This window comes from Abiotrophia sp. (assembly GCF_057275535.1).
On record NZ_DBHIRJ010000010.1, the window covers coordinates 53,577 to 69,938 of the forward strand.

Sequence of the window (16,362 nt, forward strand, 5' to 3'; positions counted from 1 at the left end):
TTTACTCTCTTATTCTATCATAAAATCCGCCAAACGGAAGGAGTTTAGCAAGAATAAACTATGAATTTTTAATGAATGACAAAAACAAGAGCTTGGGATTAAATCCCAAGCTCTTGTTAGGCTGTCACCAGGACAGTTTTTAGGTTTCTTAGCCTTGATGAGATTAGCTCAAAGGCTCTTCTTCATCCTTGCGTTTGCCGCTTGCGACTAGACCTAGACCTGCCAATACAGCAAGTGCTGCTGCAGAGAAGAGGGATTGGTTGCTAGTCTCCCCGGTTGCTGGCAAGAGGCCTTGTTTCATAGCATCACAATCTGGGCATGGCACATAGCTTGGCGCAGGGTTAACTGCTGCGATATCAGCTAGGGCTTGGTCCAGCAGAGCCTGAACTTGAGCCTGGCTAGTGGGTTGGTCGATGGCATCCTTGGCTTTCTGAGCCAGTTCCTCGACCTCTGCGATAGCCTTGGCCTTGTCAGCGTCATTCAAATCGGTGCGAGCCTTGAGGGCGTCAATCTTAGCCTTAGCGGCTGCATCGATTGCTGCCTTGGCATCGGACTTGGTGTCAGAACTTGGGTTAAAGTCATTCATCCCGTCTAAACCAAGTTTGGTTGCGGCATCGACTTCTGGATTGGTGGTTGCAGCATCGATGGCATCCTTGGCCTTGCTTGCAGCTTCTGCCAACTTAGCCTTAGCCGCATCCTTCTCTTCTTGCGTCAAGTCAGTGCGAGCATCAATGGCATCAGACTTAGCCTTGAGAGCTGCGTCAATGGTTGCCTTGGCGCTTGTCTTCTTGTCGGCTCTTGGGTTGAAGCCATCAATGGTGTCAATGCCAAGCTTGCTTGCGGCATCGACTTCCGCGTTGGTGGTCGCGGCATCGACGGCGTCCTTAGCCTTGCTTGCGTCTTCCGCTAACTTAGCCTTGGCCGCATCCTTCTCTTCTTGCGTCAAGTCGGTGCGGGCATCAATGGCATCAGACTTAGCCTTAAGGGCTGCGTCAATGGTTGCCTTGGCTGTCGTCTTCTTGTCGGCACTTGGGTTGATCGCTGCGATGGCTGTTTCGCCCTTGCCTTGCTCGGTCGCTACATCTGCGTTAGTTGTTGCGGCGTCAATGGCATCTTTGGCGGCTTGGGCAGCATCGTCCACTTGCTTGATGGCTGCATCCTTCTCTTCGCGAGTGAGGGTGTTGTCTGCCTCGATTGCCGCTTTCTTAGCATCTGCGGCTTTATCAACTTCGGCCTTAGCTTTTGGTTTAGCGTCGGCTACTGGGTTGACGGCGTTGATGGCAGTTTCGCCCTTGCCTTGCTCGGTTGCTACATCTGCGTTAGTCATTGCGGCATCAATTGCGTCCTTAGCTGCTTGTGCAGCATCGTTAACTTCCTTAATAGCTGCATCCTTCTCTTCGCGAGTTAAGGTGTTGTCAGCTTCGATGGCTACCTTCTTAGCGTCTGCCGCCTTATCAACTTCGGCCTTAGCTTTAGGTTTCGCATCCGCTACTGGAGTGACTGCGTTAATAGCTGTTTCGCCCTTGCCTTGCTCTGTAGCTACATCTGCGTTAGTCGTTGCGGCGTCGATGGCGTCTTTGGCTGCTTGAGCGGCATCATCCACTTGCTTGATGGCTGCATCCTTCTCTTCACGTGTGAGAGTATTGTCAGCTTCGATCGCTGCTTTCTTGGCGTCGGCGGCTTTGTCGACTTCGGCCTTGGCTTTTGGCTTAGCGTCCGCTACTGGGTTGATAGCTGCAATTGCTGTTTCGCCCTTGCCTTGTTCAGTTGACACATCAGCGTTAGTCGTTGCAGCATCAATTGCGTCTTTAGCTGCTTGTGCAGCATCGTTAACTTCCTTAATAGCTGCATTCTTCTCTTCACGAGTTAAGGTGTTATCAGCTTCAATTGCTGCTTTCTTGGCGTCAGCGGCCTTGTCTACTTCGGCCTTAGCTTTTGGCTTAGCGTCCGCTACTGGGTTGATAGCTGCAATTGCTGTTTCTCCCTTGCCTTGTTCAGTTGACACATCAGCGTTAGTCGTTGCAGCATCAATTGCGTCTTTAGCTGCTTGTGCAGCATCGTTAACTTCCTTAATAGCTGCATTCTTCTCTTCACGAGTTAAGGTGTTATCAGCTTCGATTGCGGCCTTCTTAGCGTCAGCGGCCTTGTCTACTTCGGCCTTAGCCTTAGGTTTCGCGTCCGCTACTGGGTTGACGGCGTTGATAGCTGTCTCGCCCTTACCTTGTTCAGTTGACACATCGGTATTGTTGGTTGCAGCATCGATGGCGTCTTTAGCTGCTTGCGCGGCGTCATCCACTTGCTTAATGGCTGCATCCTTCTCTTCACGAGTTAGAGTGTTATCAGATTCGATTGCTGCTTTCTTAGCGTCAGCGGCCTTGTCAACTTCAGCTTTGGCCTTAGGTTTCGCATCCGCTACTGGGTTGACGGCATTGATTGCTGTTTCGCCCTTGCCTTGTTCGGTCGCTACATCCGCGTTAGTCGTTGCGGCGTCGATGGCATCCTTAGCGGCTTGGGCTGCATCATCTACCTGCTTGATGGCTGCATCCTTCTCTTCGCGAGTCAAGGTGTTGTCTGCTTCGATGGCTGCCTTCTTAGCGTCGGCGGCTTTGTCAACTTCAGCTTTGGCCTTTGGCTTAGCGTCCGCTACTGGGTTGATTGCGTTAATAGCTGTCACGCCCTTGCCTTGTTCAGTTGACACATCCGCATTGTTAGTTGCGGCGTCAATCGCATCTTTGGCTGCTTGGGCTGCATCGTTAACTTCTTTAATCGCTGCATCCTTCTCTTCGCGAGTGAGGGTGTTGTCAGCTTCGATTGCAGCTTTCTTAACGTCAGCTGCTTTGTCAACTTCTGCTTTTGCCTTTGGCTTGGCGTCCGCTACTGGGTTGACGGCATTGATTGCTGTTTCACCCTTGCCTTGCTCGGTTGCTACATCCGCGTTAGTGGTTGCGGCGTCAATGGCATTTTTAGCTGCTTGCGCGGCATCATCCACTTGCTTGATGGCTGCATCCTTCTCTTCACGAGTGAGGGTGTTGTCTGCTTCGATTGCTGCTTTCTTAGCGTCGGCTGCATCTTGCACTGCTTGCTTAGCTGCTGGCTTAGCAGTTGGGGTAGGGTTGACGTCTGTGATAGCCTTGACGCCAGCGTCTTTCTCAGTGCCAACTTGGGCAGAAGTCGTCGCGGCATCAATGGCGTCCTTGGCCGCCTTAGCGGCATCATCCACTTGCTTAATGGCTGCATCTTTTTCTTCCTGGGTTAAATCAGGACGATTTTGGATAGCATCCTTCTTAAGCGCAGCGGCTGCATCGACAGCGGCCTTAGCATCTGTCTTAGTGACTGAAGCAGGGGTCACTGCGGCAATGGCTGCGAGGCCGTTACCTTTGGCGTTGGTCACGTCGCCGTTACTGCTTGCAGCATCAATGGCATCCTTAGCGGCTTGGGCTGCGTCATCCACTTGCTTGATAGCTGCGTCCTTCTCTTCACGAGTCAAATCAGGACGATCTTCAATGGCTTGTTTCTTAGCGTCAGCGGCTGCTTGAATTTCATCTTTGGCTGTTGGCTTAGCCATTGGACTTGGGTTGACGGAATTGATTGCGTCCACGCCCTTACCTTGCTCGGCCGTCACATCAGTGTTATTGCTTGCGGCATCAACGGCATTCTTAGCGGTATCTGCTGCTGCTTGAACTTGCGCCTTGGCTGCATCCTTCTCTTCTTGAGTCAAACGATCATCAGCCTGGATGGCTGCCTTCTTAGCGTCGGCAGCATCTTGAATGGCTTGCTTAGCTGCTGGCTTAGCCACAGCTGTTGGATTGACCGCATTGATGGCGTCCACGCCGCTGTCCTTTTGAGCTTTAACTGCATCATTATCAGCTGCTTGGTCGACGGCGTCTTTGGCTGCTTGCGCAGCTGCGTCCACTTGAGCGATGGCATTCGCCTTCTCTTCGTCGGTCAAAGCGTCATTGGACTGGATGGCATTTTTCTTAGCAGTCGCTGCATCTTCGATGGCTTGTTTAGCTGCTGGCTTAGCCGTTGGCGTTTGTGGCACATCCTTGATGGCTTGCGTGCCTTCGGTTTGCTTAGCGGTGACATCTTCGTTGGTTGTCGCTGCGTCGATGGCATTCTTAGCCTTGGTTGCTTCAGTGTCTACCTTGGCCTTGGCTGCATCCTTCTCCTCACGGGTCAAAGTATTATCAGCCTCGATGGCTGCCTTCTTAGCGTCGGCTGCTTGGTCGATGGCATTCTTAGCATCAGTTTTCGCTGTCGGTGTTTGTGGAACCGCGTTAATCGCGTCCTTGCCTGCATCTTTCTGAGCCGTTACGTCCTCGTTGGTGGTTGCAGCATCGATGGCATCTTTGGCCTTCTTAGCTTCCTCATCCACCTTAGCTTTAGCTGCATCCTTCTCTTCACGAGTTAAGGTGTTGTCCGCCTCAATCGCTGCTTTCTTGTCGTTAGCTGCTTGATCAATCGCGTTTTTCGCGTCAGTCTTCGCTGTTGGCGTTTGTGGAACGGCGTTGATAGCTTGGGTCCCCTCGTTTTGCTTAGCAGTTACATCCTCGTTGGTTGTCGCCGCATCGATGGCATCTTTCGCCTTCTTGGCTTCTTCGTCCACTTTAGCCTTGGCTGCGTCTTTTTCTTGACGAGTTAAAGTGTTGTCGGCCTCGATTGCTGCTTTCTTGTCGTTAGCTGCTTGGTCGATCGCGTTCTTAGCATCAGTTTTCGCTGTTGGCGTTTGAGGTACGGCGTTAATCGCGTCCTTGCCAGCCTCTTTCTGAGCCGTTACGTCCTCGTTAGTGGTTGCGGCGTCGATGGCGTCTTTGGCCTTCTTCGCTTCGTCATCCACCTTAGCTTTGGCTGCGTCTTTTTCCTGACGAGTTAGAGCTGGGTCGTTCTCGATCGCATTCTTCTTGTCAGTAGCGGCTTGATCGATCGCGTTCTTAGCATCAGTTTTCGCTGTTGGTGTTTGTGGAACTGCGTTAATTGCGTCCTTACCAGCATCTTTCTGAGCCGTTACGTCCTCGTTGGTCGTCGCTGCATCGATAGCGTCTTTGGCCTTCTTCGCTTCTTCGTCCACTTTCGCCTTAGCTGCGTCCTTCTCTTGACGAGTTAGAGCTGCATCGTTCTCGATCGCATTCTTCTTGTCAGTAGCGGCTTGATCGATTGCATTCTTAGCGTCGGTCTTAGCTGTCGGTGTTTGTGGCACCGCATTGATAGCTTGTTGACCTTCAGTTTGCTTAGCAGTGACTTCTTCATTGGTTGTCGCTGCGTCGATGGCATCCTTAGCTTTCTTAGCTTCTTCATCCACCTTAGCTTTAGCTGCATCCTTCTCTTGACGAGTTAGGGTGTTGTCCGCTTCGATGGCTGCTTTCTTGTCGTTAGCTGCCTGATCGATTGCGTTCTTGGCGTCAGTCTTCGCTGTTGGTGTTTGTGGAACGGCGTTGATAGCTTGGGTCCCCTCGTTTTGCTTAGCAGTTACATCCTCGTTGGTTGTCGCTGCATCGATGGCGTCTTTGGCCTTCTTAGCTTCCTCATCTACCTTAGCTTTGGCTGCATCCTTCTCTTGGCGAGTTAGGGTGTTGTCCGCCTCGATTGCTGCCTTCTTGTCGTTAGCTGCTTGATCAATCGCATTCTTAGCATCAGTTTTCGCTGTTGGCGTTTGTGGAACTGCGTTGATAGCTTGCGTACCTTCATTTTGCTTAGCAGTGACATCTTCATTTGTTGTCGCTGCGTCGATGGCATCTTTAGCTTTCTTGGCTTCTTCGTCCACCTTAGCCTTAGCTGCATCCTTCTCTTGACGAGTTAGGGTGTTGTCCGCCTCAATCGCTGCTTTCTTAGTGTCGGCTGCTTGATCGATCGCGTTCTTAGCATCAATCTTCGCTGTTGGCGTTTGCGGAACGGCGTTAATTGCGTCCTTGCCGGCGTCTTTCTGCGCTGTTACGTCCTCATTGGTAGTTGCTGCGTCGATAGCATCTTTGGCCTTCTTAGCTTCCTCTTCCACCTTAGCCTTGGCTGCGTCTTTTTCCTGACGAGTTAGAGCTGGGTCGTTTTCAATGGCTGACTTCTTGTCGTTAGCTGCTTGATCGATTGCATTCTTAGCGTCCGTCTTAGCGGTCGGTGTTTGTGGGACGGCGTTAATCGCGTCCTTGCCTGCATCTTTCTGAGCCGTTACGTCCTCGTTAGTGGTTGCTGCGTCGATGGCGTCTTTGGCCTTCTTGGCTTCGTCATCCACCTTAGCTTTGGCTGCGTCTTTTTCCTGACGTGTTAAAGTGTTGTCTGACTCGATCGCTGCCTTCTTATCAGTTGCTGCTTGATCAATCGCGTTTTTCGCGTCAGTCTTAGCTGTTGGCGTTTGCGGAACTGCGTTGATAGCGTCCTTACCAGCGTCTTTCTGCGCTGTTACATCCTCGTTGGTTGTTGCAGCATCGATAGCATTCTTAGCCTTGGTCGCTTCTTCATCAACCTTAGCCTTAGCCGCATCTTTTTCCTGACGAGTTAGAGCTGGGTCGTTTTCAATGGCTGTCTTCTTGTCGTTAGCTGCTTGATCGATCGCGTTCTTAGCATCAGTTTTGGCTGTCGGTGTTTGTGGCACCGCGTTAATCGCGTCCTTGCCGGCATCTTTCTGCGATGTTACATCCTCGTTGGTTGTTGCAGCATCGATGGCATCTTTTGCTTTCTTAGCTTCTTCATCCACCTTAGCCTTGGCTGCGTCTTTTTCCTGACGAGTTAAAGCTGGGTCGTTTTCTATGGCAGTTTTCTTGTCGTTAGCTGCTTGATCGATGGCATTCTTAGCGTCGGTCTTAGCTGTCGGTGTTTGTGGCACCGCATTGATAGCTTGTTGACCTTCAGTTTGCTTAGCAGTGACTTCTTCATTGGTTGTCGCTGCGTCGATGGCATCCTTAGCTTTCTTAGCTTCTTCATCCACCTTAGCTTTAGCTGCATCTTTCTCTTGACGAGTCAAGGTGTTGTCTGCCTCAATGGCTGCCTTCTTAGTGTCGGCGGCTTGGTCGACTGCGTTCTTAGCGTCAGTCTTAGCCGTCGGCGTTTGTGGCACGGCGTTGATAGCTTGGGTGCCTTCGGTTTGCTTAGCAGTGACATCTTCATTTGTTGTCGCTGCGTCGATGGCATCTTTCGCCTTCTTAACCTCTTCATCCACCTTAGCTTTAGCTGCATCTTTCTCTTGACGAGTCAAGGTGTTGTCTGCCTCAATGGCTGCCTTCTTAGTGTCGGCGGCTTGGTCGACTGCGTTCTTAGCGTCAGTCTTAGCCGTCGGCGTTTGTGGCACGGCGTTGATAGCTTGGGTGCCTTCGGTTTGCTTAGCAGTTACATCTTCATTTGTTGTCGCTGCGTCAATGGCATCCTTAGCTTTCTTGGCTTCTTCGTCCACCTTAGCCTTAGCCACGTCTTTTTCCTGACGAGTTAGAGCTGGATCGTTTTCGATCGCATTCTTCTTATCAGTTGCTACTTGATCAACCGCATTCTTGGCATCAGTTTTGGCTGTCGGTGTTTGTGGCACTGCGTTAATCGCGTCCTTACCAGCGTCTTTCTGCGCTGTTACATCCTCATCGCTTGTCGCGGCGTCAATAGCGTTTTTAGCCTTGGTTACTTCTTGGTCAACTTTAGACTTGGCTGCGTCCTTCTCTTGGCGAGTTAGGGTGTTGTCTGCTTCGATTGCCGCTTTCTTAGCATCAGCAGCCTGATCGATGGCATTCTTGGCATCAGTCTTAGCAGTTGGAGTTTGTTGGACATCATTGATTGCCTGAGTGCCCTCATTCTGCTTAGCTGTCACATCATTATTAGTTGTTGCTGCGTCAATGGCGTCTTTTGCCTTCTTCGCTTCTTCGTCAACTTTGGCTTTAGCGGCTTCTTTTTCTTGACGGGTCAAGTTAGGATCTTTCTCGATCGCATCCTTCTTAGCGTCTGCCGCTTGAGTGATTGCATTCTTAGCGTCCGTCTTAGCTGCCGGTGTTTGTGGCACCGCGTTGATCGCGTTCTTACCAGCGTCTTTCTGCGCTGTTACTGCATCGTTAGTTGTCGCGGCATCGATAGCGTCTTTTGCTTTCTTAGCTTCAGCATCCACTTTCGCCTTAGCGGCATCCTTCTCTTCACGCGTTAAAGCTGGATCATTTTCGATGGCTGACTTCTTGTCAGTTGCTGCTTGATCCACTGCGTTCTTCGCGTCTGTCTTAGCTGTCGGCGTTTGTGGTACCGCGTTGATAGCTTGGGTGCCTTCGTTTTGCTTAGCTGTCACTTCTGCATTAGATGTCGCCGCATCGATAGCATCTTTTGCCTTCTTCGCTTCTTCGTCCACTTTTGCTTTGGCTGCGTCTTTCTCTTCGCGAGTTAAAGCTGGATCATTTTCGATGGCAGTCTTCTTGTCAGTTGCCGCTTGATCCACTGCGTTCTTCGCGTCGGTCTTAGCTGTCGGTGTTTGTGGCACTGCATTGATAGCTTGTGTACCTTCGTTTTGCTTAGCTGTTACGTCCCCGTTAGATGTTGCGGCATCGATGGCATCCTTGGCCTTCTTAGCTTCGGCATCAACTTTCGCTTTGGCCGCGTCCTTCTCTTCACGAGTTAAAGCTGGATCGTTTTCGATGGCTGACTTCTTGTCAGTTGCTGCCTGATCCACTGCGTTCTTCGCGTCAGTCTTAGCTGTTGGCGTTTGTGGTACCGCGTTGATAGCTTGGGTGCCTTCGTTTTGCTTAGCCGTTACATCCGCATTGCTGGTTGCTGCATCGATGGCGTCTTTTGCTTTCTTCGCTTCGGCGTCTACCTTAGCTTTAGCTGCATCCTTCTCTTCACGAGTTAAAGCTGGATCATTTTCGATGGCAGTCTTCTTGTCAGTTGCCGCTTGATCCACTGCGTTCTTGGCGTCGGTCTTCGCGGTTGGCGTTTGTGGAACGTCATTGATGGCTTGGGTGCCTTCATTTTGCTTAGCAGTCACATCTGCATTACTTGTCGCTGCGTCAATGGCATCCTTAGCCTTCTTAGCTTCGGCATCAACTTTCGCCTTAGCCGCATCCTTCTCTTCGCGAGTTAAAGTAGGATCATTTTCGATGGCTGACTTCTTATCAGTTGCTGCTTGATCCACTGCGTTCTTAGCGTCCGTCTTAGCTGTTGGCGTTTGTGGTACCGCGTTAATCGCGTCCTTACCAGCATCTTTCTGAGCTGTTACGGCATCGTTGGTTGTCGCTGCATCGATGGCATCCTTGGCTTTCTTAGCTTCGGCATCAACTTTCGCTTTGGCAGCATCTTTCTCTTCACGAGTTAAAGTTGGATCATTTTCAATGGCAGTCTTCTTGTCAGTAGCCGCTTGATCCACCGCATTCTTGGCATCAGTCTTCGCTGTTGGCGTTTGTGGCACCGCGTTAATCGCGTCCTTACCAGCATCTTTCTGCGCTGTTACGGCATCGTTGGTTGTCGCTGCATCGATGGCATCCTTGGCTTTCTTAGCTTCGGCATCAACTTTCGCTTTGGCAGCATCTTTCTCTTCACGAGTTAAAGTTGGATCATTTTCAATGGCAGTCTTCTTGTCAGTAGCCGCTTGATCCACCGCATTCTTGGCATCAGTCTTCGCTGTTGGCGTTTGTGGCACCGCGTTAATCGCGTCCTTACCAGCATCTTTCTGCGCTGTTACGGCACCGTTAGTTGTCGCGGCGTCAATGGCATCCTTAGCTTTCTTAGCTTCAGCGTCCACTTTTGCTTTAGCCGCGTCCTTCTCTTCACGAGTTAAAGCTGGATCATTTTCGATGGCAGTCTTCTTGTCAGTTGCTGCTTGATCCACTGCGTTCTTGGCGTCGGTCTTAGCGGTTGGCGTTTGTGGAACTGCATTGATAGCTTGTGTACCTTCGTTTTGCTTAGCTGTCACATCCGCATTAGTTGTCGCTGCATCGATAGCGTCTTTGGCCTTCTTCGCTTCAGCATCAACTTTCGCCTTAGCCGCGTCCTTCTCTTCGCGAGTTAAAGTAGGATCATTTTCGATGGCTGACTTCTTGTCAGTTGCTGCTTGATCCACTGCGTTCTTGGCGTCAGTCTTAGCTGTTGGCGTTTGCGGAACTGCGTTGATGGCGTCCTTACCAGCGTCTTTCTGAGCCGTTACGGCATCGTTGGTTGTCGCTGCATCGATGGCATCCTTAGCTTTCTTCGCTTCGGCATCAACTTTGGCTTTGGCTGCGTCTTTCTCTTCGCGAGTTAAAGCTGGATCGTTTTCGATGGCTGACTTCTTGTCAGTTGCTGCCTGGTCCACTGCATTTTTAGCGTCTGTCTTAGCTGTTGGCGTTTGTGGTACGTCATTGATGGCTTTGGCACCTTCATTTTGCTTAGCCGTAACATCCGCGTTAGATGTCGCTGCATCGATAGCGTCCTTAGCCTTCTTCGCTTCCGCGTCCACTTTCGCCTTAGCCGCGTCTTTCTCTTCACGAGTTAAAGCTGGATCGTTTTCGATGGCAGTCTTCTTGTCAGTAGCCGCTTGATCCACCGCATTCTTAGCATCAGTCTTAGCTGTTGGTGTTTGTGGCACTGCATTGATGGCTTGTTGACCTTCGGTTTGCTTAGCTGTTACATCTGCGTTAGATGTCGCCGCATCGATAGCGTCCTTGGCTTTTTTAGCTTCCGCGTCTACCTTGGCTTTTGCCGCATCCTTCTCTTCGCGAGTTAAAGCTGGATCGTTTTCGATGGCTGACTTCTTGTCAGTTGCTGCCTGGTCCACTGCATTTTTAGCGTCTGTCTTAGCTGTTGGCGTTTGTGGTACGTCATTGATGGCTTTGGCACCTTCATTTTGCTTAGCCGTAACATCCGCGTTAGATGTCGCTGCGTCGATAGCATCTTTGGCCTTCTTAGCTTCGGCATCAACTTTCGCCTTGGCTGCATCCTTCTCTTCGCGAGTTAAAGCTGGATCATTTTCAATGGCAGTCTTCTTGTCAGTTGCTGCCTGGTCCACTGCATTTTTAGCGTCTGTCTTAGCTGTTGGCGTTTGTGGTACGTCATTGATGGCTTTGGCACCTTCATTTTGCTTAGCCGTAACATCCGCGTTAGATGTCGCTGCATCGATAGCGTCCTTAGCCTTCTTCGCTTCCGCGTCCACTTTCGCCTTAGCCGCGTCTTTCTCTTCACGAGTTAAAGCTGGATCGTTTTCGATGGCTGACTTCTTGTCAGTTGCTGCCTGATCCACTGCATTCTTCGCGTTGGTCTTAGCTGTTGGCGTTTGTGGTACCGCGTTAATCGCGTCCTTGCCGGCATCTTTCTGAGCCGTCACATCTGCATTAGAAGTCGCTGCATCAATGGCATTTTTTGCCTTAGTAGCTTCAGCGTCTACCTTGACTTTAGCAGCGTCCTTCTCTTCACGAGTTAAAGCTGGATCGTTTTCGATGGCTGACTTCTTGTCAGTAGCTGCTTGATCCACTGCGTTCTTGGCGTCGGTCTTAGCGGTTGGCGTTTGTGGCACGTCATTGATGGCTTTGGTGCCTTCATTCTGCTTAGCTGTCACATCCGCATTAGAAGTCGCGGCATCAATGGCATTCTTAGCCTTTGTAGCTTCGGCGTCTACTTTTGCCTTAGCAGCATCCTTCTCTTCGCGTGTCAAGTTCGCATCGTTCTCAATCGCGTCCTTCTTAGCGTCGGCTGCTTGAGTCACCGCGTTCTTGGCGTCAGTTTTGGCCTTAGGCGTTTGCGGAACGGCATTGATTGCTTGCGTACCCTCGTTTTGCTTAGCCGTCACATCCGCGTTAGAAGTCGCGGCATCAATGGCATTCTTAGCCTTTGTAGCTTCGGCGTCTACCTTAGCTTTAGCTGCATCCTTCTCTTCGCGAGTCAAGTTCGCATCGTTTTCAATCGCGTCCTTCTTAGCATCCGCTGCTTGAGTCACCGCGTTCTTCGCATCAGTTTTCGCTGTTGGGGTTTGTGGCACTGCATTAATCGCGTTCTTACCAGCATCTTTCTGAGCTGTTACATCCGCGTTGCTGGTCGCTGCATCGATGGCATTCTTAGCCTTAGTCGCTTCGGCGTCTACTTTCGCCTTAGCTGCGTCTTTCTCTTCACGAGTTAAGTTCGCATCATTCTCAATGGCATCTTTCTTAGCATCGGCGGCTTGAGTGACTGCGTTCTTGGCATCAGTCTTAGCCTTAGGTGTTTGTGGCACCGCGTTGATTGCTTGCGTACCTTCATTTTGCTTAGCCGTCACGTCATCGTTACTTGTTGCAGCATCGATGGCATTCTTGGCCTTAGTAGCTTCGGCGTCTACTTTCGCCTTAGCCGCATCCTTCTCTTCGCGAGTTAAGTTTGGATCGTTCTCGATGGCGTCCTTCTTCGCGTCCGCTGCTTGAGTGACTGCGTTCTTGGCGTCTGTCTTAGCTGTTGGCGTTTGTGGCACCGCATTGATTGCCTGCGTGCCTTCATTTTGCTTAGCCGTCACATCCGCGTTAGTTGTTGCTGCATCAATGGCTTGGCGGGCCTTGTTGGTTTCTTGATCCACCTTGGCGATGGCTGCGTCTTTTTCCTCACGGGTTAAGTTTGGATCGTTCTCGATAGCTTGCTTCTTAGCGTCTGCGGCTTGTTCTACCGCTGCTTTGGCAGCATTCTTAGCCGCTGGTGTTTGTGGCACATTGTTAATGGCTTGGGTGCCTTGGGCTTGCTTAGCGGCTACGTCCGCATTGCTGGTCGCATCATTGATGGCCTGACGAGCCTTGGCTGCCTCTTCATCAACCTTGCGGATAGCAGCTTCCTTCTCTTCCTGGGTCAAAGTCGTATCATTGTTGATTACGGCCTTCTTGTCAGTCGCCGCTTGATCCACTGCTGCAATGGCATTGAGCTTGGTGGTTGGGACGGCTGGCACATCGCTAATCTTTTGAAGCCCTTGGTCCTTGGCCCGGTCTACGTCGGCCTTAGATCTTGAAGCGTCCACTGCTGCTTGAGCCTTGGCTGCTTCATCTTCCACTTGCTTAATGGCCGCTGCTTTCTCTTCTTGAGTCAAAGCATTGTTGGCCGTAATGGCTGCTTTCTTAGCATCTGCCGCATTTTGAATGGCTGCCTTGGCCGTATCTTTAGCACTTGGCTGGCTGTCATCTAGGGCTTTGATGGCTTGGATAGCTGCCTTACCTTGGTTGACGGCATTGTTGACATCGCCATTAGAGCCAGCTGCATCAATGGCTGCCTTGGCATCACGCGCGGCATCTTGCACCTTCTTGATGGCCGCCGCTTTTTCTTCATCTGTCAACTTCGTATTAGCCTGGAATTCTGCCTCTCTATCACGAGCCGCTTGGTCGATAGCATTCCGAGCGTCTGGTTTTACCACGGCAGGAGGATTAATCCCTTGAATTTGAGCCACACCATTATCTTTGGCACCCGCAACTCCCGTATTGTTGCGCGCTTGGTTGACCGCATCTTTGGCCGCTTGTGCCTTAGCCGTTAGGTCTGCCAGGGCATTATTGCGCTCTTCGGTAGTCAAATCATTCCGACCCTGCAATTCTTGACGTTTGGCTTGTTCAGCCGCTTCAATGGCCGCAATGGCTTGTGACTTCTGGGTCGCTTGAGGATTAATGTTGTTAATAGCAGTCGTCCCGGCTGTCTTAGCCTGGTTGACCCCGTTATTGTCGTTAGCAGCTTGGACTTGAGTCTTGGCATTAGCCAAAGCTTGGTCCACCTGCTGGATGGCTTGTGCCTTCTCTTCATCTGTTAACTGATTATTGTTGTTGATGGCTTGGCGCTTGGCTGCTGCTACTTGTTCTAAAGCTTGGTTGGCAGCTGGTTTGCTTCTTGGTTGTGGATTAATGTCATTAATAGACTTAACCCCATCACTGTCGGCCTTAGCCAAGGTCGCGTTGGTATGGTTCTGGTTAATAGCTCTTTCAGCCGCTGTTTGGGCAGCATCAACCTGACGCAGGGCATCGGCTTGTTCTTCGGCTGTTAGGTTGGCATTGTCGCGAATAGCCTGACGCTTAGCGTCGGCCGCTTGACGCACATGGCCAAGAGCCTCTGGGTACTTAGCCGCTGGCGTTGGTAAATTATTGACCGCATTCAAACCTTGGTCGCGCGCCGTTGTAACGGCTTGGTTGTTGGCCGCATTGTTGACTTTTGCCATAGCCGCATCACGTGCAGCCCGTACCTGATCCATGAAGGCTTGCTTCTCTTCACGAGTCAAATCTGGTCGTTGGCTGATTTCATTAATCTTGTTAACAGCTGCTTGTTCCAGGGCATCGTTAGCGGCTGGTTTGGCAACTGGCACAGGGTTGACCGCATTAATGTCCGAGGTCCCCTTGTTTTGAGCCGCATTACGAGCAGCCGTGGTCTTAGCCTGGTCAATACCTGCTAAAGCTCTATTCTTAGCTGCTTCTACCTTGGCTTTTTCGGCAGCTTTTTCTTCAGCGGTCAAATTATTGTTGTTGTCAATGGCGTTGTTCTTAGCCGTGGCCGCATTATTAACAGCATTCTTAGCCTCTTCACGAGGTAAAGTGAAGACAACTTTGACTTGAACCGTATTATTAGACAGCTTGTTCTGACTGTCGCGCGCCCGCAAGGTCACGGTGTACTCCCCTTCAACGCTTGGGTCGATGGCTGCTACCGTCTGGCCGTTCTTGCTGTAGGAAACAATGTCGGCTTGGACAGGCGTCCCGTTGGTTTGACGTGCATCGTCTTCAAGGTCGTTCACACGCACCATAGACTTGATGGTCGCGTCGCTTATAGCTTGGTCAACATTAAGTGTTGTAGAAGGCGTTGTAACAGCAATAGTTGGAGCAGCGTTGGTCGCATTCCCTGAGGTCATGCGATGTTCAGGAACGACTTGTCCTGAGTTGTATCGAGGGACAATCCGTAATCCTGCCACTACAGGCACGGTTTCAGGACCCAAGGGGCGATCTTTTCCTTTATATTTAAGAACTGTATCGCCAGTTTCCTTAATTTTGAACTCATCAGACGTTGTGATACGAATTCGTTGATAGCCAAATTGCGCACCTGGTAGCACTTCAATTTTCTTAATCAAATCAGGCTTGGCGGTGTCTTTTCTTAAGAAAGTCCCCCCGCCATGAACTTTCCATGCAGAAGTGATTGAATCACGAGTAATCGCCAACTGCGAACGGTTATCGTCACTCCCAAATTTACCCTCTTGAGTTAAGTTAGTCTCTAAGGACATGAAGAGGGCATCGTGAGGGACGGCAAGTTCAATATATTTTTGACCAGCAATCATCTTGCCATAACCTGAACGATCAGAGCTAGATAAATTGTTTTCTAAAATTAAGAAGGTCCCAAGGTCCACAGTTTTGCGCACCACAGCACTTTCTTGACCGTTCATAATTTGGACAATTTCAATTGCTTTGCCCTTTCCAGTAATATACTGGCTATCGCGCATTGGCTTGAGCAGATTGATGGTCCAATTCCCCTGTCTATCAACACGGGTTGTTTGTACGCTATTGTCTTGCAAGGTGACTTTGATGGTCGCCCCTGGAATCCCGGTACCGGTAATGGTAGCATCAGTAGATGACAGTTTGTCTTCATAGGTGCCATTTACGGTCGGCTCTGCAGTAGCTGCTGGTCTTGCTAAATTAGTGGTCACGTCATCCAAATAGGATTTGTATGTATCCCCACTTCGCTTGCCAGTGATAAGGACTCTGCCATCATCAGTGATTTCAATATTACCTTCAGTCAGGCCACGACCTGGATTAAGTCGGATGTAAGCTGCCTTAAGGCGGCGTTTCTCATCATTGGATAGGTTTTGTGGGTCCACTACAGGAATCGCATTGGCGCCACTTGGTTCAATTAGGTCAGTAAATTTACCGGTCCCGATTCCGCGCAGGCTGCTACCAGTCGGCATAGGCTGTCCTTGCTTGTTTGGCCGTGGCATGGAAGCGGTAGCTGGTTTTTCAACTGGCTTAACCGCATAACCCGGCGTCTGACGGGTGTCATTGTCTCGGCTTGGCTTAAGGTTGGTCTGGCGCGTTTCGTCTGGCTTAGCAGGCGTCTCCTGGGATTGGCTAGACTGACTGCTTGAAGTTTCACTAGAGCTGGAGCTCTCTGATGATTGGCTAGTCTCGCTACTTAAAGCTTGAGATTCAGAAGTCGCCAAAGAAGCCTGCTCACTAGAGCTGGATTCAAGAGACTCCTGGCTTGAGCTGGAAGCCTGGACTTCTGCAGCCTGAGCTTGCTCAGGGCCTTGGCTGGCTTCTGGTGCTGAGGTGCTAGTTTGGCTAGCAAGAACTTGAGCGGCTTGGGCATTGCTGGAACCAAAGAGGATGAAGGACCCTACGGCTACAGAAGCAACCCCTACGCTAAGTTTCTTAATGGCATAGTGCGTGACTTTTTCGCCTTCACGCAAGCGGCGCAAATGAAAATTATTTTTTCCTAACATAGCTATCTCCTTATTTCATTCGTGATAATGGCTGTCTA

1 protein-coding gene is annotated in these 16,362 nt (G+C 50.6%); it reads right to left on the bottom strand.

Annotated elements, in window-relative coordinates; all coding sequences use genetic code 11:
* Positions 1 to 163 precede the first annotated feature (163 nt).
* Complete coding sequence (locus tag ACO53F_RS08365; RefSeq protein ID WP_485138065.1) at positions 164 to 16,324, bottom strand: DUF1542 domain-containing protein; 16,161 nt, start codon at positions 16,322 to 16,324, stop codon at positions 164 to 166.
* Positions 16,325 to 16,362 lie beyond the last annotated feature (38 nt).